General features: G+C 62.4%; 17 protein-coding genes and 2 pseudogenes. 6 read left to right on the top strand and 13 right to left on the bottom strand.

Annotation, left to right across the window (positions count from 1 at the left end; all coding sequences use genetic code 11):
- Nucleotides 1–21 precede the first annotated feature (21 nt).
- The 4 genes from AC1RTB_RS16940 to AC1RTB_RS16955 all read left to right on the top strand — a co-directional run bounded on the left by AC1RTB_RS16940 (nucleotide 22) and on the right by AC1RTB_RS16955 (nucleotide 5,966).
- The gene (locus AC1RTB_RS16940; protein ID WP_492879667.1) at nucleotides 22–1,152 is read left to right on the top strand and encodes a patatin-like phospholipase family protein; all 1,131 of its coding nucleotides are present in this window, start codon (nucleotides 22–24) and stop codon (nucleotides 1,150–1,152) included.
- Nucleotides 1,153–1,395: 243 nt separating this feature from the next.
- Nucleotides 1,396–2,526: an efflux RND transporter periplasmic adaptor subunit gene (locus tag AC1RTB_RS16945; protein WP_492879666.1), complete on the top strand. Its 1,131-nt coding sequence runs from the start codon at nucleotides 1,396–1,398 to the stop codon at nucleotides 2,524–2,526.
- A gap of 3 nt (nucleotides 2,527–2,529) precedes the next feature.
- Nucleotides 2,530–5,709 (top strand): efflux RND transporter permease subunit, encoded by a 3,180-nt coding sequence (locus AC1RTB_RS16950; RefSeq protein ID WP_492879665.1) that lies wholly within the window; start codon nucleotides 2,530–2,532, stop codon nucleotides 5,707–5,709.
- Between the two features lie 98 nt (nucleotides 5,710–5,807).
- Nucleotides 5,808–5,966: a DUF3309 family protein gene (locus AC1RTB_RS16955; protein WP_492879664.1), complete on the top strand. Its 159-nt coding sequence runs from the start codon at nucleotides 5,808–5,810 to the stop codon at nucleotides 5,964–5,966.
- Between the two features lie 66 nt (nucleotides 5,967–6,032).
- Here the strand turns inward: AC1RTB_RS16955 and AC1RTB_RS16960 are convergent, their stop codons facing one another.
- Nucleotides 6,033–6,983 (bottom strand): NmrA family NAD(P)-binding protein, encoded by a 951-nt coding sequence (locus AC1RTB_RS16960; protein ID WP_492879663.1) that lies wholly within the window; start codon nucleotides 6,981–6,983, stop codon nucleotides 6,033–6,035.
- A gap of 98 nt (nucleotides 6,984–7,081) precedes the next feature.
- On the opposite strand from AC1RTB_RS16960, the gene AC1RTB_RS16965 reads away from it, so the two are divergent.
- On the top strand, nucleotides 7,082–7,975 hold the full coding sequence (locus tag AC1RTB_RS16965; RefSeq protein ID WP_492879662.1) for a LysR family transcriptional regulator: 894 nt from the start codon (nucleotides 7,082–7,084) through the stop codon (nucleotides 7,973–7,975).
- Here the strand turns inward: AC1RTB_RS16965 and AC1RTB_RS16970 are convergent.
- Nucleotides 7,954–9,156 (bottom strand): MFS transporter, encoded by a 1,203-nt coding sequence (locus tag AC1RTB_RS16970; protein ID WP_492879661.1) that lies wholly within the window; start codon nucleotides 9,154–9,156, stop codon nucleotides 7,954–7,956. The two genes, AC1RTB_RS16965 and AC1RTB_RS16970, sit on opposite strands and share 22 nt — an antisense overlap.
- Before the next feature lie 373 nt (nucleotides 9,157–9,529).
- Between AC1RTB_RS16970 and AC1RTB_RS16975 the strand changes: the two genes are divergently transcribed.
- Nucleotides 9,530–10,375: an SH3 domain-containing protein gene (locus AC1RTB_RS16975; protein ID WP_492879660.1), complete on the top strand. Its 846-nt coding sequence runs from the start codon at nucleotides 9,530–9,532 to the stop codon at nucleotides 10,373–10,375.
- 19 nt (nucleotides 10,376–10,394) lie between these two features.
- On the opposite strand, the gene pyc is transcribed toward AC1RTB_RS16975, so the two are convergent.
- The 11 genes and pseudogenes from pyc to AC1RTB_RS17030 form a co-directional block, all read right to left on the bottom strand.
- Entirely contained in the window at nucleotides 10,395–13,853 is a 3,459-nt protein-coding gene (pyc, locus tag AC1RTB_RS16980; protein WP_492879659.1) for a pyruvate carboxylase, read from the bottom strand.
- A gap of 190 nt (nucleotides 13,854–14,043) precedes the next feature.
- On the bottom strand, nucleotides 14,044–15,162 hold the full coding sequence (locus AC1RTB_RS16985) for a branched-chain amino acid ABC transporter substrate-binding protein (RefSeq protein WP_492879658.1): 1,119 nt from the start codon (nucleotides 15,160–15,162) through the stop codon (nucleotides 14,044–14,046).
- A gap of 144 nt (nucleotides 15,163–15,306) precedes the next feature.
- Nucleotides 15,307–15,654, bottom strand: a complete 348-nt coding sequence (locus tag AC1RTB_RS16990) for a DUF6867 family protein (RefSeq protein ID WP_476800164.1) — start codon at nucleotides 15,652–15,654, stop codon at nucleotides 15,307–15,309.
- A gap of 11 nt (nucleotides 15,655–15,665) precedes the next feature.
- Nucleotides 15,666–16,394 (bottom strand): ABC transporter ATP-binding protein, encoded by a 729-nt coding sequence (locus AC1RTB_RS16995; RefSeq protein WP_476784159.1) that lies wholly within the window; start codon nucleotides 16,392–16,394, stop codon nucleotides 15,666–15,668.
- Nucleotides 16,391–16,645: pseudogene (locus AC1RTB_RS17000) on the bottom strand (helix-hairpin-helix domain-containing protein); the annotation flags it as partial. The pseudogene AC1RTB_RS17000 and the gene AC1RTB_RS16995, both read right to left, overlap by 4 nt.
- An 836-nt stretch (nucleotides 16,646–17,481) precedes the next feature.
- Nucleotides 17,482–18,307 (bottom strand): annotated as a pseudogene (locus AC1RTB_RS17005) (ABC transporter ATP-binding protein); the annotation flags it as partial.
- Nucleotides 18,307–19,902, bottom strand: a complete 1,596-nt coding sequence (gene livM, locus AC1RTB_RS17010; RefSeq protein WP_492879656.1) for a high-affinity branched-chain amino acid ABC transporter permease LivM — start codon at nucleotides 19,900–19,902, stop codon at nucleotides 18,307–18,309. The pseudogene AC1RTB_RS17005 and the gene livM, both read right to left, overlap by 1 nt.
- Before the next feature lie 4 nt (nucleotides 19,903–19,906).
- A complete protein-coding gene (locus tag AC1RTB_RS17015) occupies nucleotides 19,907–20,809 on the bottom strand; it encodes a branched-chain amino acid ABC transporter permease (protein WP_492879655.1) in 903 nt (300 codons plus the stop codon).
- A 347-nt stretch (nucleotides 20,810–21,156) separates the two neighbouring features.
- Nucleotides 21,157–22,158 carry a 4-hydroxyproline epimerase gene (locus AC1RTB_RS17020; RefSeq protein WP_492879654.1) on the bottom strand — a complete coding sequence of 334 codons (1,002 nt, stop codon included), beginning with the start codon at nucleotides 22,156–22,158 and terminating at the stop codon, nucleotides 21,157–21,159.
- Nucleotides 22,159–22,176: 18 nt separating this feature from the next.
- The gene (locus AC1RTB_RS17025; RefSeq protein ID WP_492879653.1) at nucleotides 22,177–23,430 is read right to left on the bottom strand and encodes an NAD(P)/FAD-dependent oxidoreductase; all 1,254 of its coding nucleotides are present in this window, start codon (nucleotides 23,428–23,430) and stop codon (nucleotides 22,177–22,179) included.
- Between the two features lie 33 nt (nucleotides 23,431–23,463).
- Nucleotides 23,464–24,357, bottom strand: a complete 894-nt coding sequence (locus AC1RTB_RS17030) for a dihydrodipicolinate synthase family protein (RefSeq protein ID WP_492879652.1) — start codon at nucleotides 24,355–24,357, stop codon at nucleotides 23,464–23,466.
- Between the last annotated feature and the right edge of the window lie 53 nt (nucleotides 24,358–24,410).

Below are 24,410 nucleotides of genomic sequence, written 5' to 3' on the forward strand. Positions count from 1 at the left end.
GCCTCAAAGGAAAAGACCGCCATGACTGGAAACGGCAAGGCGGAGGAGAAGAAGCCCATCAACATCGCACTCCAGGGCGGAGGCTCGCACGGAGCCTTCTCCTGGGGCGTGCTCGACCGATTGCTGGAAGACGGCCGTCTCGACATCAAGGCGGTATCGGGCACCAGTGCCGGCGCGATGAACGCCGTGGCGCTGGCCGACGGCTGGGTGCGTGGCGGTGCTGAAGGCGCGCGTGCCAAGCTCGAGGACTTTTGGCGTGCGGTGGCGCGCAAGGGCCGTTTCAGCCCGGTGCAGCGTTCGCCATGGGACGTGCTTTGGGGCAACTGGTCGATTGAAAACACGCCTGGCTACGTCTGGTTCGACACCATGTCACGGGTGTTTTCGCCTTATGTCGCCAACCCCTTGAACCTCAACCCGCTGCGCGACGTGGTCGCCGAAGAGATCGACTTCGCCAATGTCCGCGCCTGCAAGGACATCGACCTGTTTATCTCGGCGACCAATGTCGAGACCGGCCAGCTGCGCGTCTTCAGCGACGGCGAGATCGACCTAGATACAGTGATGGCCTCGGCCTGCCTGCCGCAGATCTTCCAGGCCGTCGAAATCAAGGGCGTGCCCTACTGGGACGGCGGTTATGGCGGCAATCCGGCGATCTACCCGTTCTTCAAGGCCAATGACACCGAAGACGTCCTGCTTGTCCAGATCAACCCGGTGATCCGCGAGCAGACTCCCAAGACGGCCAACGAAATCCAGAACCGTATCGACGAGATCACTTTCAACGCCGGGCTGCTGCGCGAATTCCGTGCCATCGCCTTCATCAAGGAACTGATCGCCGCAGGGCGCCTGCCGCATGGCGAGTTCCGCGACATCCGCATGCATCGCATAGACGCCGACGAGGCTTTCAAGGATCTTTCGGCATCGTCCAAGGTCAACGCCGAATGGGCGTTCCTCGAATACTTGCGTGACCTTGGCCGAACCGCGGCCAGCGACTGGCTCGAAGACAACTTTGATTCGGTCGGCACAAAGGCAACACTCGACCTATCCGGGCAACTGGACGACGGCTTCAGGCCGTTGCACGGACCGGCAGCCGGCCGCCGTGTACGCGAGTTTTTGGCCACCAGAACCAGGCCGGCAGCCGTTCGCCAGCACAACTAACCCGCGAAAATCCGCCTTTTTGCCTCGGCAACCGCAGCGTGCTGACAATTCCTGCCAGTTTTGTCAGGATGATGTTTCCATTATTTTTTATCACTATTTTGCGATCTACATTTGATGTAGAAGACGCCCTCCCGCCACTTTGCCCCCATGGCGGATTTGCATGCGGCATTGCGCGCCACCATATCGGGGCGACGCGCCAGGCAAGACGGCGGTCGCCGCAACCGTCCCCAACGGATAACGACAATGTCGAAGATTAGGTTCCACAAGCTTGCAGCCTTGGTCGTGCTCGTCGGTTTTGCGGCGTGGATGGGCACAGGCGAATTCTCTTCAGTGGGCAGCGCCCAGCCCGACCCCGAAGCAAAGCCTGTCCAGGCCGAACAGCCCAAGGCGCCTTTGCGCACGGTGATGGTTGTCGTGCCGCCGCGCTTCGATCACGCCCGCGCCATCCGCGTTTCGGGCAAGACGGAGGCTGACAAGCGGGCGACGCTGGCCAGCCGGGTTAGCGGTGTCATCGCCCAGCTTCCCGTCAAGCAAGGTGATCGCGTCAAACAGGGCGACCTGGTGATGATGCTCGATGCCGAGGAAAAGACCGCGGCCCTCGACAGGGCAAAAGCAGTGCTTGCCCAGCGCAAGGCCGAATGGGAAGTCGCGCAGAAGCTGGTTGTGTCCGGCACCAGGACCAAGCTTCAGGCCGACAGTGCCTGGTCCGACTATGCAACCGCTCTTTCCCTGATCCAGGCGGCTGAATCCGAACTTTCGCGCAACCAGGTCAAGGCGCCTTTCGACGGAGTCGTTGACAAGGTCAGTGTCGAGATCGGCAGCTCGGTGCTGCAGGGCGCGGAAATCGCCACGATCCTCAACCTCGATCCGATCCTTGGCAAAGGCGAAATCAGCGAACGCGACCTGCGCTACATCAAGATCGGCGACGAAGCCGATGTGAAGCTGGTCAATGGCGAAGTGGTCAAAGGTACGCTGCGCTACATCAGCCGCGACGCCACGTCCCAGACTCGCACCTTCCCGGTCGAAATCGCCATTCCCAACGCTGACGGCGCAATCCCCGCCGGCATGACGGCCGAGATCACTGTGCGCGCCAAGCCCGTCGATGCCGTGGTGCTGCCACGCTCGGTGGTGACGCTGAACGAAAAAGGCGATCTCGGCATTCGCGCCGTCGATGCGTCATCCAAGGTGGTGTTCTACCCGATCGACCTTGTCGATGACACCCAGAACGGCCTTGTGCTCGGGGGCATTCCCGCCGACGCGCAGATCATCATTCGCGGCCAGGACCTGGTCAAGGACGGCGACGAGGTCAAGGCTCAGGTCGCCGACGAGGCGATGGTCAAAAAGCTCATCGAAGATGCGACCGGGACGCAGTAAACAATGGACATCGTCAAGCTTGCGATCCGCAATGCGCGGCTGACCCTATCGATTCTGCTTTTCCTTGTCATAGCCGGTACGCTTGCGTACCGCGCCGTGCCGAAGGAAGCCGAACCGGACGTCGCCATTCCGATCATGTATGTGAGCCTTACCTATCAAGGCATCTCGCCCGAAGACGCCGAGCGGCTGCTTCTGAGGCCCGTTGAATCGCAGCTCAAGAACCTCAAGGGTTTGAAGCAGATGCGCTCCAACGCCTTTCAGGGCGGCGCCAATGTGATCGTCGAGTTCCATCCCTCCACGAACCTCAACGACGCGCTGATCGATACGCGCAACAAGGTGCAGGACGCCAAGCGCGACCTGCCCGCCGGTGTTGATGAGCCGACAGTCAACGAGGTCAACCTGTCGGAGTTTCCGGTCCTTGTCGTCACGCTGTCGGGCGACATGCCTGAACGGGCGCTGACGGCCGCCGCAAAGAAGCTGCGCGACCAGATCGAGGAAGTGCCCGGCGTGCTCGAAGGCACGCTCCAGGGCTCGCGCGACGAACTGGTCGAGGCGATCATCGATCCGGTCAAGCTGTCGTCCTACGGGTTGCAGCTCGACCAGCTGATCCAGGGTATCGGCCTGTCCAACAGCCTCGTTGCGGCTGGTGCCATCGAGGGCTCTGAGGGCAAATATGCCGTCAAGGTTCCGGCGCTGATTGAAACGCCCGAGGATGTGGCGCGGCTGCCGGTGGTGGCGACGCCGAACGCGGTTGTGCGCGTCCAGGATCTGGCTACCGTCCGCGCGACCTTCAAGGACGCCGAGACGATCACCCGGCTCGACGGCAAGCCGGCGATTGCGATCGAAGTCAAGAAGCGCATCGGTGCCAACATCGTCGAGACGATCGAAGGCGCCAAGAAAGTCGCCGATGCTTTCGTCAAGACCGCGCCGGAAGGCATGCAGGTCACCTACACGCAAGACAAGTCGGTCTTCGTCAACCAGCTGCTGAACGACCTCCAGAACCACGTGCTGATCGCCGTGATCCTGGTGTTCATCGTCATCTTGTACGCGCTGTCGGGCCGCGCCTCGCTGCTCATCGGCCTCGCCATCCCGTCATCATTCCTGATGGGCATCCTGGCGCTCGCGCTGATGGGCTACACGATCAACATGATCGTGCTGTTCAGCCTGATCCTGGCAGTCGGCATGCTTGTCGACGACGCCATCATCGTGACGGAGTTCGCCGAGCGGCGCATGTCGGAAGGCATGCCCAAGGAACAGGCCTTCGAGCTGGCCGCCAAGCGTATGGCCGGTCCGGTTATCGCCGCCACGATGACCCGCATCGCGGCGTTCTCGCCGCTGCTGTTCTGGCCCGGCATCATCGGCGACTTCATGAAGTATCTGCCGATCACGCTGATCGTCACGCTGGCGGCGTCGATGGCCTATGCGCTGATCTTTGCGCCGACGCTCGGGGCCTTGTTCGCCAAGGCACCCGTCCATGCCGAGGAAGAGCACAAGGACGGCGTCTACATGGCGGTCGTCAAGAAGGCCGTCCACTATCCGATCACGGCCCTGGTGCTGACGCTCGCGCTGCTCGCCGGCGGGTTCTACTCCTATGTCAAGTTTGGCAATGGCGTAGAATTCTTCCCGACGGTCGAGCCGGATTACGGCCTGCTCTACGTCCATGCACGTGGCAACCTCTCGCTTGAAGAAATGGATGCCGCAACCCGCGAGGCCGAAAACCGGATTCTCGGCTGGCCAGGCATCAAGTCGGTATACACGCGCTCCGGCAAGACCCGCGGTGGCCAGGACATTCCCGAGGATGTCGTCGGCGTGATCCAGTATGAGTTCGTCGACTGGCGTGAGCGCAAGTCGGCGCATGTGATCCTTGACGAATTGCGGGCCACGATGGCCGGCATTCCCGGCGTCGACGTCGAGGTGCGCGTGCCCGACGCAGGTCCACCGAGCGGCAAGGCTATTCAGGTACAGCTGTCCGCCGTCGATCCGGCGGGGCTGAACGAATACGCCAAGAAGGTCGCGGTAGCGGTCGCCAAGGTGCCCGGGGTCATCGACATCTCTGATGGCCTGCCGCCTCCCGGTATCGACTGGGCGCTCGATGTCGATCGCTCCAAGGCAGCCCAATACGGCGTCAGCCCGACCGCGGTCGGCACGGTGGTCCAGCTGGTCACGACCGGCCTCAAGCTCACCGACTATCGCCCGGCCGGTGCCGATGACGCGGTCGATATCCGGCTGCGTCTGCCGGAGGACCGTCGCACCCTGGCTGCGCTCGACCAGTTGCGCATCGAGACCCCGCAAGGCTCGGTGCCGATCTCGAACTTCGTTTCGCGCAAGCCCGAACTGACCGTCGGCATCCTGAATCGTATCGACGGAAAGCGCACGATCACCATCCAGGGCAACGTCGCTTCCGGCTTCCAGGTCGCGTCAGTGCAGGCTGAAGTCACCAAGGTTGTCGGCGACATGGCACAACCTGGCGTCGACTGGAAACTCGCCGGCTCCAACCAAGACAGTGCCGAGGCAAGCGCGTTCCTGGGCAATGCCTTCGGTGCGGCGATCTTCCTGATCTTCATCGTGCTTCTGGCGCAGTTCAACAAGTTCACCAGCGTGGTCCTGGTGCTGTCCTGCGTGGTGATGGCTACGGTCGGCGCCCTGCTTGGCATGCTGTTGACCGGCCAGGCATTCGTCATCGTCATGTCCGGCATCGGCATGATCGCTCTGGCGGGCGTGGTGGTGAACAACAACATCGTGCTGATCGACACCTATGACCGGCTGCGCGAAGAAGGCTGGAACAAGATGGACGCGGTGCTGCAGACCTGCCGCGAACGTGCCCGCCCGGTGGTGCTGACCGCGCTATCGGCCATCCTGGGCGTGGCGCCGATCGCGTTTGGTCTCGGCCTCGAGATCTTCCATCACGAGACGACGATCAATGCGCCCTCGACCCAGTGGTGGATCGCCTTGTCGAGCGCGATCGTCTTCGGCCTGTCCTTCGCCACCGTCCTCACCCTGGTGGTGACGCCGGCGATGCTGATGGTGTTCACCCGCGACAAGCGCAAGCCCGGCCAGCTTGGCTGGTTCACCCGGCTGTTCCGCTGGATCAAGGCGCGTTTCGGCAAGGGTTCTTCCACCCCGACACCGCCTCCGCCGATGGACGACCAACCCGCTGTCGCCTTCCCCAAGGCTGCGGAATAGACAAGCCGACTAACGTCATAAGAGAGGCCGCCCAGGAACAACCGGGCGGCCTTTTGCGTTGCTGCCTTGATAAAACGCAACAATCCGAGGCATGAACGATGACGATTTCGACGCTGCTGCTCATCATCCTGATCCTGATCCTGCTTGGCGCGGTGCCGGCCTGGCCGCATTCACGCGCGTGGGGATACGGGCCTTCGGGCATCGTCGGTGTGCTCCTTGTCATCCTTCTGGTGCTGATGCTGACGGGCCGCGTCTGACTGCCCCGAAGCCAGCTGAACGGCAAAACGCCCGGACGATAGTCCGGGCGTTTTCTTTTGCGTCAGTCATGCAGCCTTTGCTTGAGGCAGCAAGCTGAGATCGGCGAGTGCGCCTGCTACCGCCTCGTCGAGCGGCGTATGCGGGATGTGGCCGATGATGGGTCCGAGGCGCTGCGACACCAGCCGGTGCTGCTCGAAACGAAGGTACGACATCGACACGATTGCCTTCCACATCGGCATAAACGGGCTACCGGCGCGCAGCACCCACCAGGGCATTGATTGGAGCTTGAGCTTGCGGCCCAACACACGCTCGATCGATGCCTTGATCTCCAGATCGGTGACCGCATGCCCGGGCAGATTGAGATTTTCGTAGGAGCCGAGCTTTTCGTGGTTGTCGGCAAGGGCGGTGAAGGCTGCGGCGAAATCGGGCAGATATGCCCATTCGTGAACCAGATCGACCGGCCCCGGCGCTGTGTAGACGCCCTTGGCGAGCTTCGAAGTCACCACCAGGTCGAACCACGAACCGGTGCCCTTGCCGCCGAAGAAATCGCCGGCCCTGAGCAAGACAGTGCGAACGCGGCGCGCATCGGCTTCGCGGCGGAACAGCGCTTCCGTGGCCGCCCTGATGCGGCCTTTCTCGGTCGTTGGACGCTGCGGCGTATCCTCGGTGATGACGGCAGGCATCGGCGAGCCGAAATTGTAGACAGTGCCCGCAACCATGTGCAGCGCGCCATTGGCGAAACACGCGGCCATAACATTCTCGGCCATCGGCAGGACCGAGCTCCAGTCGGAATAGATCGGGCTCAGGCCGTTGAAGATGATGTCGACGCCTCTCGTGGCATCGATCAGCGACTGGCGGTCGAGCGCATCGGCGGCGGCGACTTCCGCACCCATAAGCTCCGTCGGCAGCTTGCCGTCGCGGGTGATGGCCCGCACCTCGTATCCAGCCTCGAGGAAGGCCTTGGCGACGGCGCGGCCGAGCCGGCCACGGGCACCCAGAATTGCGATCTTGGTCATGTCGGTCACTCCTGTATTTGTGGTGACCTGAATTTCGTCCATTCACTGCCGGAAATAAATTGACTCAAGATGGCATCTTGATATTCAATTTTGAATAGATGTCCGAGATCGACTGGAACCTCATCCGAAGCTTTGTCGCTGTTGCCGAGACCGGCAGCCTGTCAGCGGCTGCGCGCAGCCTGGCATCGAGCCAACCGACGCTTGGCCGCCATATCGCCGAGCTCGAACAAGCACTCGATGTCACGCTGTTCCGGCGTGGCCGGCAGGGCTATGTGCTGACCGAGGCCGGCAGCTTGTTGTTCGAGCGTGGCCGCGCCGTCAGCCAGGAGGCCACCGCCTTCACAAGGCTTGCGCTGGGCTCGGTGGAAGCGATCGAAGGCACAGTGCGCATCGCCGCGAGCGAGATGGTGGCGGCCCATGTGCTGCCGACAATGCTTGCTCGGCTCGGTGTCGAAGAACCTGGCATTGAGGTCGAGATTGTTGCCTCCAACCACGTCGAGAACCTGCTTCGCCGTGACGCTGACATCGCCATCCGCATGGTGCGGCCCGCCCAGAACGAACTGGTGGCGCGCAAGGTCACCGACATCGCACTTTGCATGTGCGCGGCGTCAGCCTATCTCGACCGTCGTGGCCGTCCGTCAGTGCCGGAGGATTTGCGCGACCATGTCCTGATCGGTTTCGATCGCAGCGACGAGATGATCCGCGGCTTCGAACACTTCCTGCCAGGCATCACGCGGCATGCCTTTCGGCTGCGCAGCGACAACCACATCGTGCTCTGGGAAGCGGTACGGGCCGGCAACGGCATCGGCATCGCCCAGGAACCGCTCATCCGGCGCGAGCCGCTGCTCGAAATCGTCCTGCCGGAGCTGACACTGCCAGCACTTCCGGTGTGGCTCGCCATGCACCGCGACGTGCGCGCCAGCGTGCGTATCCGCCGCGTCGCCGATTTCCTGCACGAGGAGCTGAAGCGTTATTCGGCCGGTGTCGCCTGAGGCACGGCCCGGAAGTCGGCATGGCGGGCAAGACCTGCCATCAGGCTGACAACCACAAGGAAGCCCGAGAGCGTGACGAAGATCGGCGCGAAGCCTGTATGTCCGGCAACGAAGCCGATGGCCGAGGGTGCCACCAGGATGCCTGAATAGCCCATGGTGGTGACGACACTCATGCCGATATTCGGTGCGATGCCTGGCTGGTTGCCGGCAGCCGAAAAGGCGATCGGCACCATGTTGGCGACACCCAGGCCACACATGGCGAAGGCCGCGATGGCGATCCATGGATTGGGCGCGAGGCCGGCGGCGAGCATGCCGGTGGCCGCCAGCAACGCCGAAAAGCGCAGCGTGTTGACCGCACCGAAGCGGTTGCGCACGCCATCGCCAAGAAAGCGCATCAGCGCCATGATGCCGGAGAAGGCAGCGAAGGCGAAGCCTGCGGTGGCGATATCAGCGCCGAGTTCCTGCTTGAGATAAAGCGCGGCCCAATCGAGCACCGCACCTTCGGGGATCATCGAGAATAGCGCCATGATGCCAACCAGATATATCGTGGGAAGGCGCGGCAGGCGGAAGTGCCTGTGCTCATGCGTCACCGGCTTGTCCTCGCCAACGAGATGACGCAAGGCGAATGCCGTCATCACAGCCGCCGTCACGGTGACGAACATGGCGTGTGGCAGGTGGCCGAAATTCTGGATGAGAATGCCGCCGAGCGCACCACCGGCAAAGCCGCCCAGGCTCCAGAAACCGTGCGACGATGACATGACCGCACGTGAAAGTTTCCTTTCGACGGCAACCGCATTGGCGTTCATGGCAACGTCCATGGCGCCAATCGAGCCACCAAAGACGAACATCGTCAGCGCCGCCAGCCAGACATTGGGGGCAAGCGCGACCAGCAGCAGCGCAAAGACCACGATCCAGGCAAAGCCGATGACCACGGGTCGCGAGCCGCGCTTGGTCATCAGGTAACCGGAGAACGGCATCGCCGTCAGCGCGCCAAGGCCGAACACCAGGATCAGCAGGCCGAGCACGAACTCGCTGATATCCAACCGGGTCAACAGCAACGGGATCTGTGGCGCCCAGCTTCCGGTGACAAAGCCATTGATGAAAAAGGCCGCAGCCACGGCCCAGCGGCCGCGCGTGGCGACGGTGCGTGTTGCGATGTCAGTTGCGTTTGTGGCGTTCATCGAACGCGACTCCTAACATATGGGCCCGACAGCTGAAATCGATTTCAGCCTGTCGTGACCGGGAGATTCAAAAAGTTACCGCGCCCTTGATCGCGGCAGGCACGCGCGATGCGGTAATTACATCGGCGCAATCTAAATCGATTTAGATGACAGTCAATGCCCGATTTCGAGCAGTTATTGGGCCAGGACCGATATCCTGACACCGCCTCGCCCGATTTCCGTCCAATAGCAGATGTAGGCGGAACCAGAGGAACTGCAGCGGAACAGGCAACACCAACCGCTCGCAGGCACATTTCGCATTTTGCATGTCAATACGGGTTGGGGGGTCGACGCCGGCTGTTTGCCGCGTCGCACCGTTGTGGAGTCTTGTACCATGAATAACCCGCAGTTCCGGCTCGCCGGGATATCCAGCCAGTTCGCCCAAGGCTTCAGGCAGGCCGCCAAATCGCTGCCGGCACTGCAAATGCCGAGGCCGAAAGCCGTGCTCATTGGCGGCTGCGCGGCAGCAGCCGCAATCGTGGCATCCGCCGTGCTCATCGGCATGTCCGCGCCCGACCCCACCCAGACGGCCGCGGTTCCACCTCACCCGGTCATGCCCCAGACGACGGCGACCGGCAGCCCGGTGACGGTGGCCAACGCCGCACCCGCATCGAGCACAACGGTCGACGCCAAATCCGACAGGCAAACGCGCCCGGCCGCGCCGCCGATGCAGGCCGCCGCTACTGCCTCGACTTTCAAGCAGACGGACCAGCAGATGGCAGCCGGCCCCGACGAGCGGGGCTCAGCCCCCATGGCCACGACAGCGGCAGCCATCGGCGGCTTCGACGCAACGCCCGATCCTGCGCCGACAACCGCGATTGCCCCCAACGGCCTGCGCGGCTCGCTGGACGTGCAGGTCGCCGAGACCGACGCGGAAGTCGCCATGCTGGAAACATCAACGGGAATGGTCGACGCAAGCGCCACCCAGGCGACCAGCTTGCTCGACGGCCCCCTGCCCGACCTGCGCCCGGCAAAGGCCGCCAAATGGGGCAATTTGCGCGACGGCCCTGCCGACGAGTCCAAGGTGATCCTGGTCGTGCCGGCAAACGCCGCCATCGAAGCCGAGAGCGACTGCAACTGGTGCACGGTCGTCTACAAGGGCCAGCGCGGCTACATGTACAAGAACCTCATCCGCCGCAGCGCGGCGGAGGAAGCAAAGGCCGGCCAAGGGCTGTTCTAGCCCCTGGCCTGGCAAGACGTCAGCCGTAGACGACCAGCAGGTCCTTGGCGTCGATCTGGTCGCCGATGCGCACCAGCACTTCGGCGATCGTGCCGTCGCGCTCGGCGTGCAGGGCAGTCTCCATCTTCATCGCCTCGATCGACAGCAGCACGTCGCCCGCCTTGATCGGCTGTCCAGCCGTGACGGCAAGCGTCGACACCACGCCCGGCATCGGTGCACCGACATGGGCGTCGTTGCCAGCCTCGGCCTTGCGGCGTGCCTTGGAAGCCAATGCGCCATGCGCGCGGTCCGGCACCTTGACGCGGCGCGGCTGGCCGTTGAGTTCGAAGAACACCGTCACCATGCCCTTTTCGTCGACGTCGCCGACGGCGAGGCAGCGGATGACAAGCGTCTTGCCCTTCTCGATATCGACGAAGACCTCGTCCTCGGGCTTCATGCCGTAGAAATAGACCGGCGTAGGCAAGACGCTGACCGGGCCGTAATTCTCCTGCGCGCCGACGAAGTCCGAAAACACCTTCGGATACATCAGCCACGAGGCGAACTCGTTTTCCGAGAGCTTGCGGCCAAGCTTGGTTTCGACGTCATTCCGGTTCGCCTTGAGGTCGGCAGCCTTGAGCAGCGAGCCGGGGCGCGCCGTGATCGGCTTTTCACCCTTGAGCACCTTTTTCTGCAGCGCTGCCGGCCAACCGCCCGGCGACTGGCCGAGATCGCCGCGCAGCATCGACACCACTGAATCCGGGAAGGCGATGTCCTTGGCCGGGTTCTCGACATCGGCGACGGTCAGTTCCTGGCTCACCATCATCAGCGCCATGTCGCCGACAACCTTTGAAGACGGCGTCACCTTGACGATGTCGCCGAACATCAGGTTGACGTCGTGATAGGCCTGCGCCACCTCGTGCCAGCGCGTCTCGAGCCCGAGCGAGCGCGCTTGTTCCTTCAAGTTGGTGAACTGGCCGCCCGGCATCTCATGCAGATAGACCTCCGAGGCCGGCCCCTTGAGGTCGCTCTCGAAGGCGGCGTACTGGTTGCGCACCGCCTCCCAGTAAAACGAGATGCGGCGGATCCATTCGGGCGCCAGCCCCGGGTCGCGGTCCGAGCCGCGGAGCGCCTCCACGATCGAGCCCAGGCAAGGCTGCGAGGTGTTGCCGGAGAAGGCATCCATCGCCGCGTCGATGGCATCGACCCCGCTCTCAACCGCAGCCAGCACCGTCGCTGCCGACAGGCCTGACGTGTCGTGGGTGTGGAAATGGATCGGCAGGTCGGTCGCCTCGCGCAGCGCCTTGAACAGCGCCCGCGCGGCACCTGGCTTGAGCAGGCCGGCCATGTCCTTGACCGCGATGATGTGGGCGCCTGCGGCTTCCAGCTCCTTGGCCAGCCCGACATAATATTTCAGGTCGTATTTGGCGCGGTTCGGATCGAGCAGGTCGCCGGTGTAGCAGATCGCCGCCTCGCAAAGCTTACCCTCGGCACCCACCGCGTCCATCGACACGCGCATGTTTTCGACCCAGTTGAGGCAGTCGAAGACGCGGAACAGATCGACGCCGCCAGCGGCCGCGTGGCGCACGAAATGCTGGACGACATTGTCGGGATAGTTGGTGTAGCCAACGCCATTGGCGCCGCGCAAAAGCATCTGCAGCAGAATGTTGGGTGCTGCCTGGCGCACCTTGTCGAGCCGCTCCCAAGGGTCTTCGGTCAGGAAGCGCATGGCGACGTCGAAGGTCGCCCCGCCCCAGCATTCGAGCGATAGAAGCTGCGGCAGCGCGCGAGCATAGGTCCCGGCAATCTTGGCGATGTCATGGGTGCGGACGCGCGTGGCAAGCAGCGACTGGTGGCCGTCGCGCATTGTCGTATCGGTGATCAGCACCCGCTTCTGGTCGCGCATCCAGGCGGCGAATTTCTCCGGCCCGAGATCGTCGAGCCGCTGCTTGGTGCCGTCGGGGATGGCACCGGTGAACCATGGCACGACAGGGGCTGCGGCCTCCGGCTTGGGCGCGGCACGTCCGCGCGTCTCGGGGTGGCCGTTGACGGTGACGTCGGCGAGGTAGTTGAGCAGCTTGGTGGCCCGGTCCTGGCGCTTGACCTGCGCGAACAGCTCGGGCGTCGAGTCGATAAACTTGGTGGTGTAGGAGTTGTCGCGGAAGGCCGGGTGCGTGATGATCGCTTCAAGGAAGGTCAGGTTTGTCGCCACACCACGAATACGGAACTCGCGCAGCGCGCGGTGCATGCGCGCAATCGCCTCGTCGGGCGTCGGCGCCCAGGCGGTCACCTTCTCGAGCAGCGGGTCGTAGAAACGCGTGATGACCGCGCCCGAATAGGCTGTGCCGCCATCGAGGCGGATGCCGAATCCCGTTGCACCACGATAGGCGGTGATGCGGCCATAGTCGGGAATGAAGTTCTGCTCGGGATCCTCGGTGGTGATACGGCACTGCAGGGCGTGGCCGTTGAGCCGGATGTCGGCCTGCGCCGGCACACCTGATTCAGGCGTACCGATGGCGAACCCGTCGAGGATATGGATCTGCGCCTTGACGATATCGATGCCCGTCACCTGCTCGGTAACGGTGTGCTCGACCTGAATGCGCGGATTGACCTCGATGAAGTAGAATTTGCCGGTGTCGGCGTCCTGCAGGAACTCGACGGTGCCAGCACCGATATAGGCGGTCTCGCGGGCGAGCTTCAGGGCGTGCTCGCACAGCTCGTTGCGCTCGGCCATTCCGAGATAGGGCGCTGGCGCGCGCTCGACGACCTTCTGGTTGCGGCGCTGGATCGAGCAGTCGCGCTCGAACAGATGCACGGCGTTGCCATGGGTGTCGCCCAGCACCTGCACTTCGACGTGCCGGGCGCGCTCGATCAGCTTTTCGAGATAGACCTCGTCCTTGCCGAACGCCGCCTTGGCCTCGCGCTTGCCTTCGACGACCTCGCGGGCGAGATCGGCTTCGCTGCGGATGGCGCGCATGCCACGACCGCCGCCGCCCCATGACGCCTTGAGCATGACCGGATAGCCGATCCTGGCGGCGAGCTTCTTCACCTCGTCCATGTCGTCGGGCAGTGGATCGGTCGCAGGGATCACCGGCACGCCGACTTCGATGGCTAGGTTGCGTGCAGCGACCTTGTTGCCGAGGCGGCGCATCGTCTCGGGCTTGGGGCCGATGAAGGTGATGCCGCTTTCGACACAGGCCTCGGCGAATTCCGGGCTCTCGGACAACAGGCCGTAACCGGGATGGATCGCATCAGCGCCGGACAGCTTGGCGACACGAATGATCTCTTCGATCGACAAGTAGCTTTCAATCGGACCCATGTCCTTTGTCAGGTGGGGTCCACGGCCAACCTGGTAGGATTCATCGGCCTTGAAGCGATGCAGCGAATATTTGTCCTCTTCCGCCCATATCGCCACGGTTTTGAGCCCCAGCTCATTGGCCGCGCGGAAGACGCGGATAGCGATTTCGGATCGGTTGGCGACGAGGATCTTGCTGATCGGCACGAAAACGCTCCAGACGCTGGATATTTAAGAGGCGGCGAATGATTAGCGGGAAAATGCTGCGGTGCAACCGAAAACCCACACCCTTAAATCGATTTAATTTCCGTAGCGTCAGACAGCCATATTTTCCACGGCACAAAAAAATGCCCGGCGCGAAGCGCCGGGCATCTGTTGGCTGGCGGTGCTTGCAGAATTACTTCTGCTGCACGTAGGTGTACTTGCCGTCGGCGCCCTTCTGCCACTCGTACATGACGTAGCCTGGCAGCTTCGGATCACCCTTTTCGTCAAAGGAGATGTCGCCGAGAGCCGTCTTGAACGGACCCTTTTCCTTGAGAGCCTTGGCAACAGCCTGCGTGTCAGTCGAACCGGCGGCCTTTGCGGCCTCGGCGATCGCCTGCATCGCGGCATAGGAGTAGAGCGTGTAGGCTTCCGGCTCGAACCCAGCGGCACGGAACTTCTCGACCAGACCCTTGTTGTCGGGGATCAGGCGCGGGTCCGGACCGAAGGTGTTGAGCGTGCCGGCAACGGCGTCGCCGGCGATCGAGGCGAGTTCGTTGGAGACGATGCCGTCGCCCGAGACGAGCGTTGCCTTGAGGCCCTGGTCAGCCGACTGGCGGATGATCAGGCCGGCTTCGGTGTGAAGACCACCCCAGTAGACGATCGAAACGCCGGCTTCCTTCATCTTGGCGATCAGCGCCGAGAAGTCCTTGTCGCCGATGTTGACGCCTTCATACATGACTTCCTTCACGCCGGCAGCGTTCATCGCCTTCTTGGTTTCGTCGGCAAGGCCCTGGCCGTAAGGCGTCTTGTCGTGGATGACGGCGATCTTGGCGTCCTTGAACTTCGAGGCGAGATAAGCACCGGCAATGCCGCCCTGCGCATCGTCACGACCGCAAGTGCGGAACACGTTCCACAGGCCACGCTCGGTGAATTTCGGATTGGTCGCAGCCGGGGTTACTTCGAGAATGCCATTTTCGGCATAGACTTCCGAGGCCGGGATCGAGACGCCCGAGTTGAAGTGACCGACGACGAACTTGACACCGTCAGCGACGAACTTGTTGGCGACTGAAATGCCCTGCTTCGGATCGGAAACGTCGTCGCCGACAACAAGCTTGATCTGCTCGCCATTGATGCCGCCGGCTGCGTTGATGTCAGCAACAGCCTGCTCGGCGCCCTTCTGGAGCTGCGCTCCGAAGGCTGCGTTAGGTCCGGTGATCGGGCCGGCAACGCCGACGATGATATCGGCCCATGCGCTGCCGCTGAACGCTACGAGCGCGGTCAGTGCAACAGCCGACAAAAGTGACTTTTTCATTGAAACACTCCCATTAATTGAGTGGGCGTGGAGTTTCTTTCTTGCGATGCCCACCCATATCGCAGAAAGGTGAGTTTGCCGATTTTCCGGCAGTTGTCACGCCGATTCATTGGCGAATCAGCGCCGATATTTGGCCTTTGCCCCTCAGGACTTCGATCTCCAAGAAAGAGGCGAAACCTTTTCATAAAGCCAATTGTATTGCGTGACCATCTGGTTTGTTCGCGTGTATTTATAACCAGTCAGTGCAAACGCCATAAGCACGATAGTGTCGACGATATAGAATTGCAGCGTGAACATCGTGCCGTCGAACAACGCATGATGGATAAAGCGTATAGCGATACCTAGCCCTAGTATGTAGAGCACCAATTTGGCGTAGCTTCGCCAGGTCTGCGCGCAGGCGCGACCGGTCATCCAGGCCGCCCATCCGCCCAAAACGCAGGTGACGAAAAAGAACTGCCAGATCGAGGCTTCCTCGTAGAGAATGCCGTGCATGATGGATCCTCCTAGTGGCGGCCGCCTTCGAGATAGGCCGCACGAACCTCTGGATTGGCGAGAAGGTCCTTGCCCGTGCCACTCATCGTGACCAAGCCGTTGACCATGACGTAGCCGCGCGTGGCGAGCTTCAGTGCGCCGAAGGCGTTCTGCTCGACAAGGAACACGGTCAGCCCCTGGGTCCGGTTGAGCTCGCGAATGGCGTCGAAGATCTGTTTGACGATCAGCGGCGCCAGACCCAGCGACGGCTCATCAAGCAAAAGCAGCTTGGGCCGCGCCATCAGCGCACGGCCGATGGACAGCATCTGCTGCTCGCCGCCAGAAAGCGTGCCGCCGCGCTGGGCGATACGCTCCTTGAGCCTGGGGAACAGGGTGAACACCTTCTCGACGTCCTCATCGTAATATTTGAGGTTGTCGAGGCTTGCGCCCATCTGCAGGTTTTCCATCACCGTCATGCGCGGGAAGATGCGCCGTCCCTCCGGCGATTGCGCGATGCGCAGCCTGGCGATCTCATGCGTCGGCAGGTCGGTGATGTCGGTGCCGGCGAAGGTGATGGTGCCGCGGCGCGCCCTGGGCGTGCCGAAGATTGTCATCATCAGCGTCGACTTGCCGGCACCGTTGGCGCCGATAAGGGCGACGATCTCGCCTTCATTGACCGAAACATCGACGCCGCTCAGCGCACGGATATTGCCGTAGTAGGTCTCGACACCTTTGATGTCGAGCAAGGTCTTAGCCGTCACTTGCCACCTCCGCGCTTGGCTTTCGCCGGCTTGGCCGCTTCACGCGCCAGCGCCTTGGCCTGCCCCACCCAATCTTCGCGCTCGATACGCCCGTCGAAGGCGAGATAAGCCTCCGCCGCCGCGATATCCGACTTCTTCCACCCGGCCACCTGGTCGAAATGGAAGATGCCGTGGTCGTTGAGCTTCTTCTCGTTGACCGGCCCGATGCCCTTGATCAGGATCAGCCGGTCCGCCACACCGCCGCGCGGTGCTGCAAGCACATTGGCGATGGTCTTGGCCACAGGCGCCTTGGCAGGCGTCTTCGCCGCAGGCTTGGCAGCTGCTTTGGCAGCGGGCGCCTTGGCCGTAGCCTTCGCAGCAGGCTTGGCTGACACAGCTTTGGGTGCTGTAGCCGATTTCGCCGCCGTGGCAGGTTTGGCCGACTTCGCCACAGCCTTGGGCGCAGCCGCTGTTTTCACCGGAGCTGATTTCGGTGCAGGCGCGGCCTTGGCAGTTTTTGTCGCCCCCGTCTTTGCGGGTTTCGGCGCAGCCTTTGGCGCGGGTTTGACGGCCTTTGCCGTCGCGCCCTTTGCAGCCACCGCCTTTGGCGCTGCCGTGGCCGGCTTCGCCGCGACCTTCACCGCTGGAGCCTTTGTCGTCTTTGCCGTGGCTTTCGGTGCAGCCTTGGCCGCTGCCGGTGCGGTTTTTGCCGGAGCCTTTGTATCAGGTGCGGCCGAAGCAGCGCTCTTGGACGAGGCTTTCGGCTTGGTGGGCGCCTTTGCGGCAGGTACAGCCTTGACCGGCCTGGGCGCAGCCATCAGCCCCGCTGCAGGTGCCGTTGCCGCCTTTGCCTTCGGCGTTTTGGCCTTTGGCTTGGCCGCAGCCGCTTCAGCAGCCGCCGAGCGAGCGACATCGCGGGCTTCGACCTGTGCCGCCTTCGATGCGCCCTTGGAGATGGTCACGATCTCGCCATCGCCATTGCTGTGACCGATGGTTTCACTCACCGGACCGGCCATCATCGACGATGATGAGCCTGGGCCATGCGCTGGATCGGGCACACCTTCGAGTTCTTCGATCACCTGCTCGTCGCCGACCTCGACCAAGACGGTTGTGACTTCCTCGTCGTCGACGCCGAGATAGGCGGCGATGACCTTCGGATCGGTCCTGACCGACATCGGGTCGCCGTCGGAAATCTTGCGGCCGTATTCAAGCACCACGACATGGTCGGAGATCTGCATGACCACCGACATGTCGTGCTCGATGAGCAGGATCGACGTGCCGGTATTCTCCTTGATGTCGAGAAGCAGCGTGTTGAGCGCCAACGATTCCTTCGGATTGAGACCGGCTGCCGGCTCGTCGAGGCAAAGCAGTTCCGGGCCGGTGCACATGGCACGTGCGATCTCGAGCCTGCGCTGCGCACCATAAGGCAGATCCCCGGCCGGATCGTCGGCACGGTCGATCAACTCGCATTTTTCGAGCCAGTGCTTGGCGATATCGACCGATTCAGCCGAAGCCTTGCGATAGCCGCCAAGGCCGAGCAGGCCGATGACGGTGTAGCCCGAGGCCTTCATCAGCTTGTTGTGCTGAGCCACCAGCAGATTTTCGAGCAGCGTCATGCCCGAAAACAGCCGGATGTTCTGGAAGGTACGCGCCACCTTGGCCTTGGCCGTGATCTGGAAGTCGGGCATGCGCTCGAGCAGGAATTCTCCGCCCTCACGGCCGGTGAAGCGGATCATGCCTTCGGTCGGCTTGTAGAAGCCGGTGATGCAGTTGAAGACCGTGGTCTTGCCAGCGCCGTTCGGGCCGATCAGCGCGGTGATTTCGCCGCGCTTGGCGTCGAACGACAGGTCGCCGATGGCAACCAGGCCGCCAAACTTCATCGACAGATGCTCGACCTGCAGGATCGGCGTGTTCATCGAAACGCTCGCGTTCATCAGCCGTGCCCTTCCTTGGTGAAGGAGCTGGAGATGGCTTTTCGCTCATGCAGGAAGGCGGTGGGCTCTCGACTGCCGACGAAACCTCGCGGCTTCCACAGCATCACGATGACCATCGCCATGCCGAACAGCAGCATGCGATACAGCTCCGGCGTGAAGTCCGAACCGAAGACCACCTTGAGGAACTCCATCTCGCGCAGGATTTCGGTGCCGCCAATCATCACCGCGGCCGCGACCGCGATGCCGACAAGCGAGCCCATGCCGCCGAGCACGACAATGGCAAGGATGATCGCCGATTCCAGGAACACGAAGGATTCAGGCGAGACGAAGCCCTGGCGCGCCGCAAAGAACGAGCCGGCGAAACCGCCGAACATCGCACCCGTGGCAAAGGCCGTCAGCTTGGTCGTCGTCGTGTTGATGCCAAGCGAGCGGCAGGCGATTTCATCCTCGCGCAGCGCTTCCCAGGCACGTCCGACCGGCATGCGCCGCAGCCGGATGGTGACGAAGGCGGTCAGCAGCGCCAAGCCCAGGATGAGATAATAGAGGAAGATCTTGTAGTAGGCGCCGGACTGGGCGATGCCGAGCACCTTGGCGATGTAGTTGGGGTCCGAGACGTTGAACGACATCAGTCCAAAGAAGCTGACCTTCGGAATACCGGAAATGCCAGCCGCGCCATTTGTCACTTCGCGCCAGTTGATCAGCACCAGGCGGATGATCTCGCCGAAGGCAAGTGTCACGATCGCCAGGTAGTCGCCTCGTAGCCGCAGCACGGGGAAGCCGAGCATGACGCCCCAGAAGGCGGCCATGCAGCCGGCCACCGGCAAAAGGATCCAGAACGACCAGCCGAGATGCGTCGCCAGCAATGCGTAGGCGTAGGCGCCAACAGCGTAGAAGGCGACGTAACCAAGGTCGAGCAGGCCGGCGAGACCGACCACGATGTTCAGGCCCCAGGCGAGCATGACATAGATCAGGATCTGGATGCCGAAATTGTCGACCCATTTGAGCGAGCCCTGGAAGCCTGACGCCATCGACCCCGACATCAGCGTCAGCGTTACCACCACAAAGATCGGATAGATCACCAGAACGCCGATACCCAGCGCCGAGAAATGCGCATGGATGAAGGCGCGGAAATAAAACAGCACCGACGCCAGGGCGTAAATGATCGTCAGCGCGCGGAAGAAGCGCATATAGCCGGCGAGTGTCGGCCCGAATATTCCGTCGAGCGAACCAGCGAAGATCAGCAGCACGGCAGCGATCACGAGTGCCGCTATGAAAGTGGGCAGCCGGAAGAACCGCGTCGCCACGCTGTCCGGCAGCAAGCCGCTGGCAATGTTGACGATCTTCTGCCGCGCCAAAAATGGCTGACCGTAGGCGACGTAGACGAAGCGTCCGATCATCACCAGGCCGACGATGATGGCGAGCAGGCCCCAGCGCGGAACAAGGATCAGTTCGTTGCGGATGTTCTGGTCGGTCCTGAGGCCGATGAACAGGAAGAACAGGCCAAAGGAGATGGCACCCGCATAGAGTGCCTCCTTGATGCCGCGCTGGAACGGCGTTGCGGTCTCTTCGCGGAGAGCTTGTGCGATATTGGCCATTGTCTCAGACCTTCTCGACTTCGGGCCGGCCGAGGATGCCGGAGGGCAGGAAGATGAGCACGATGGCGAGGATCGAGAACGCCGCGACATCCTTGTAGTCGATCGAGAAGTAGGCCGACCACATGCTCTCGATGAAGCCGATCATCAGGCCACCCAGCATGGCGCCCGGCAGCGAGCCGATGCCGCCCAAAACGGCCGCGGTGAAGGCTTTGACGCCCGGGACGAAGCCGTCGGAGAAGGCGACGACGCCGTAATACATCAAAAACAGCGTGCCAGCGACGGCGGCAAGGGCCGCGCCCATGACGAAGGTGATGGAGATGGTGCGGTCGACATCGACACCAAGCAAGGCGGCCATCTTGCGGTCCTGCTCGCAGGCACGCTGGGCGCGGCCAAGCGAGGTCTTGTTGACCAGGTACCAGAACAGCGCCAGCAGCGACACAGTGACGACAACGATGATGATCTGCTTCAGCGAGATTGAGATGCCGCCGACATTGTAGACCGTCGAGACCATCGGCGGGATCGGCTTGTTGCGCGGACCTTGCGTCACCTGGACGAAGTTCGACAGCGCGATCGACATGCCGATTGCAGTGATCAGCGGCGCGAGCCTGAATGAACCGCGCAACGGGCGGTAGGCGACCTTTTCGATCGTCCAGTTGTAGAGACTGGTCATCAGCATCGCCACGACCATCATGACAAGCAGAAACAGCACGACATGGACCGAGACGAAGATGCTGCTCAGGATCAGGAACACGATCAGTGCGACAAAAGCCCCGAGCATGAAGATGTCGCCATGGGCGAAATTGATCATGCCGATGATGCCGTAGACCATCGTATAGCCGATTGCGATGAGGCCATAGATGGACCCCAGAGTCAGCCCGTTGACCATCTGCTGGACGAAGTACTGCATATGTATGCGGCTCCCCTGGAATGTCGCGCGATGCACGCATTCCTTTTTGATATTTCCCCTAGTCCTAATGTTTCGAGCCTGGATTGCAACGTGATTCTTACACCCGCTGCCGCATGCCGGACGGCATTTGAAGCCGTCTCTGTTTTTATGTTGTCCAGGCCCTGGACCATTGCGAAACCTATCATTGGCTCAACGCAATGTCTTTGCCGATTCCGGTGATTTTGCGCGCCAAGATCGAAGAATGTAGCGCTCTATAACCTAACGGCAACAGTTTCTTGCGTCTTACCGCTGATCTCCCTTCTAAGATTGTCTAGACATATTGGCTGTTCCACCTCGCTGCCATACGACTATTTGACTATGAAACCATGTGCGAACGGATCGCGGTCGTCGATGAAGATCGTGTTCAATCCGGTCATCCGTGCCCACCCGCCGATCGAAGGAATGATGGCCTTTTTGCCGGCCACTTCAACCTCGCGCTCGACGCGCCCCTTGAACAGCGAGCCGATGATCGATTCATGCACGAAATCGTCGCCAGCCTTGAGCTTGCCCTTGCCATGGAGCTGAGCCATGCGCGCCGATGTACCGGTGCCGCAGGGCGAGCGGTCAATCGCCTTGTCGCCATAGAATACGGCATTGCGCGCATGTGCTTCCGCATGCTTCGGCTCGCCGGTCCACAGCATGTGCGACAGACGGTTGATGCCGGGATTTTCGGGATGAACGAACGAGTATTTCTCGTTGAGCCGCTGGCGCACGATGGGGCTCCAGGCGATGAAGTCGCCGGCGCTGTAGTCGGCCATGTCGCGGTAATTTTCCTGCGGCTCGACGATGGCATAGAAATTACCGCCATAAGCGACATCGACCTTGATCTCGCCGAGCACAGGGCACTCGACCGACAGGCCCTCGGCATAGAGGAACGACGGCACATTGGTGATGCGAACCTCTTCGACATAGTCGCCGACCTGCTTGTATTCGGCGATGACGAGGCCGGCGGGCGTGTCGAGGCGCAAGATGCCCGGCGTCTTCGGTTTGATCAGCCCGTGCTCGATCGCCATCGTCACCGTGCCGATGGTGCCATGGCCGCACATCGGCAGGCAGCCTGAGGTTTCGATGAACAGGATGGCGACGTCGCAGTCCTCGCGCGTCGGCGGATAGAGGATCGAACCTGACATGACGTCATGGCCGCGCGGCTCGAACATCAGCCCGGTGCGGATCCAGTCATATTCGGCAAGGAAATGCGCCCGTCGCTCCATCATTGTCGAGCCTTCGAGGCGCGGACCACCGCCCGCCACCAGCCGCACCGGATTGCCGCAGGTGTGGCCGTCGATACAGAAGAAGGAATGGCGCGCCATGATAGGTGATACCTTGCGTCAGAAACGTTGGGCCGAAAAGGGGGTGAGATCGAGAACCGGCTTTTGGCCGAGCATGCGGTCGCGAACCAGCCGGCCGGTTGCCGCCGCCTGGGTCAGGCCGAGATGACCATGGCCGAAGGCGTAGTGGACGTTGGGATGGCTGCGCGAGCCGCCGATGACCGGCAGCGAGTCGGGCAGCGACGGACGAAAACCCATCCATTCGCGTCCGCCCGAGGGGTCGAGCCCCGGCAGAAATCGTCTTGCCTTTTCAAGCATCGCCTTCGAGCGGGCGTAGTTCGGCGCGCGCAAAATGCCGCCGAGCTCGACAGCGCCGCCAACACGCAGCCCGGTGGCAAGCGGGGTGATGACAAAGCCGTGGCCGGAAAAGATCAGCTGGCGCTTCACGTCGAAGGCATCAGTCGGCAGTGTGGTGTTGTAGCCGCGCTCGGTTTCGAGTGGGATGACATCGCCAAGCTGGCGCGCCAGCAGATGCGACCAGGCACCCGCCGCGATCAGCACCTGTCGGGCAAACAGCGTGCGACCCTGCTTGAGCTGGATCAGGATGCGGTCGCCGGTCAGCCTGACAAGGCCGACATCGCCCTTGATGAAGTTGGCCCCATTGGTTTCGGCATGGCGCCAGATCGCCTTGCCGAGATCCTTCGGGTCGGTGACCGTCTTCCAGCCGGGCACGAAGGTGCCACGCGTGAAGCGGTCGGCAAGGCCGGGCTGATAGCTGGCAAGCTCGCTCTTTTCGAGATGTTTGCAGGTGATGCCAAATCGGTCACGCGCGGCCCAGCTCGGCAGCGCAGCCTTGAATTCCGCCTCGCTCTCATAGAGCTCCAGCGAGCCGTCCTCGCGCAGCATCGAGCCGGTGCCGGAGCGCGCCATCAGCGCCGCCCATTCCTGCTCGGCGAGTTTCATCAGCCCGGCTTGCGCTGTGAGGCTCGCCTCGTAATTGGCGGGCGCGCCGGCCCGCCAGAAGCGATAGAGCCACGGCGCGAGTTGGGGCAAATAGGCGGGTGGAATGCTGAGCGGGCCAAGCGGATCGGCCAGCCATTTCGGCACGTTGCGCATCATGCCCTTGTGGGCAAGCGGCAGCACGTCGGAGAAGGCGAAAGCTCCGGCATTGCCGGAACTGGTTTCCTCACAGATGCCGGTGCGGTCGAAGACCGTCACCTTGCGACCGGCATCAACGAGATAGGCAGCCGCCGCGATGCCGACGATACCGGCACCGATAATGGCGATGTCGATCTCCTCGACCGCTGCGCTCATGCTTTGCTCCTCCCCAGGACCTCCCCTCCCCGGTTAGAAGGACGGCAGCTTGGGCCGCACGGCCATCGCGTCTTTGATGATCTTTTCAACCGCGTTGCGGCGCTCGCCCGACAGCGGCTTGCGCGGCATGCGCACCCGGTCATTGGTGCCGATCGCAAAGACCTCCGCAAGCTTGATGTTCTGGACCAGGTAGGTCGAGACGTCGAGATCGAGCAGCGGACGGAACCAGCGGTAGATGGCGAGTGCCTCTTCGCGGCGGCCCTGCTTCATCAACTGGTAGATGGCGACCGTCTCGCGCGGGAAGGCGACGACCAGACCGGCGACCCAGCCGATGGCGCCGACCGAAAGTGCCTCGAAGGCGAGATTGTCGACGCCGGTGAACAGGTCGTAGCGGCTGCCCAGGCGATTGATGATCTCGGTCGAGCGGCGGATGTCGTCGGACGATTCCTTGACAGCAACAAAGCGCTTGTCGGACGCCAGTTCCTCCATCTGGTCGACGGTGACGTCGACGCGGTAGGCAAGGCGGTTGGAATAGATCATGACCGGCAGGTCGCCGGCTTCGGCGACGGCGCGAAGGGCTGCCACCGTCTCTTCGGCATTGGTGTGGTAGATCGGGCTCGGCACCACCATCAGGCCGGAAGCGCCTTCCTTGGCGGCGCGCTTGGCAATGGCAGCGGCTTCGCGGGTGCCAGCCTCATTGACGGTCAGCAGCACCGGCTTGCCGGCGGCGACCTTCTGCGCCGTCTTCAGCACTTCGATCTTCTCGTCATGCGACAGCATCGGGCCTTCGCCGAGCGAACCGGCGACGATCAGGCCGTCGCATCCAGCCTCCATCTGCAGCGCAAAACAACGCTCCATCTCGGCATGATCGAGGCGGTCGTCCGCCGTGAACTTGGTGGTGACTGCTGGGATGACTCCGGCCCACATGGCGCTTCCTCCGTCTGATATATCAGTGATATATGACGAAGCGACCAACATTG

It is taken from the genome of Aminobacter sp. GW821-FHT11F06, assembly GCF_058808215.1.

Bases quoted from the DNA above. Each gene is read 5' to 3' on its own strand.
- AC1RTB_RS16940 (WP_492879667.1), top strand. From the start codon at position 22: ATGACTGGAAACGGCAAGGCGGAGGAGAAGAAGCCCATCAACATCGCA.
- AC1RTB_RS16945 (WP_492879666.1), top strand. From the start codon at position 1,396: ATGTCGAAGATTAGGTTCCACAAGCTTGCAGCCTTGGTCGTGCTCGTC.
- AC1RTB_RS16950 (WP_492879665.1), top strand. From the start codon at position 2,530: ATGGACATCGTCAAGCTTGCGATCCGCAATGCGCGGCTGACCCTATCG.
- AC1RTB_RS16955 (WP_492879664.1), top strand. From the start codon at position 5,808: ATGACGATTTCGACGCTGCTGCTCATCATCCTGATCCTGATCCTGCTT.
- AC1RTB_RS16960 (WP_492879663.1), bottom strand. From the start codon at position 6,983: ATGACCAAGATCGCAATTCTGGGTGCCCGTGGCCGGCTCGGCCGCGCC.
- AC1RTB_RS16965 (WP_492879662.1), top strand. From the start codon at position 7,082: ATGTCCGAGATCGACTGGAACCTCATCCGAAGCTTTGTCGCTGTTGCC.
- AC1RTB_RS16970 (WP_492879661.1), bottom strand. From the start codon at position 9,156: ATGAACGCCACAAACGCAACTGACATCGCAACACGCACCGTCGCCACG.
- AC1RTB_RS16975 (WP_492879660.1), top strand. From the start codon at position 9,530: ATGAATAACCCGCAGTTCCGGCTCGCCGGGATATCCAGCCAGTTCGCC.
- AC1RTB_RS16985 (WP_492879658.1), bottom strand. From the start codon at position 15,162: ATGAAAAAGTCACTTTTGTCGGCTGTTGCACTGACCGCGCTCGTAGCG.
- AC1RTB_RS16990 (WP_476800164.1), bottom strand. From the start codon at position 15,654: ATGCACGGCATTCTCTACGAGGAAGCCTCGATCTGGCAGTTCTTTTTC.
- livM (WP_492879656.1), bottom strand. From the start codon at position 19,902: ATGGCCAATATCGCACAAGCTCTCCGCGAAGAGACCGCAACGCCGTTC.
- AC1RTB_RS17015 (WP_492879655.1), bottom strand. From the start codon at position 20,809: ATGCAGTACTTCGTCCAGCAGATGGTCAACGGGCTGACTCTGGGGTCC.
- AC1RTB_RS17020 (WP_492879654.1), bottom strand. From the start codon at position 22,158: ATGGCGCGCCATTCCTTCTTCTGTATCGACGGCCACACCTGCGGCAAT.
- AC1RTB_RS17025 (WP_492879653.1), bottom strand. From the start codon at position 23,430: ATGAGCGCAGCGGTCGAGGAGATCGACATCGCCATTATCGGTGCCGGT.
- AC1RTB_RS17030 (WP_492879652.1), bottom strand. From the start codon at position 24,357: ATGTGGGCCGGAGTCATCCCAGCAGTCACCACCAAGTTCACGGCGGAC.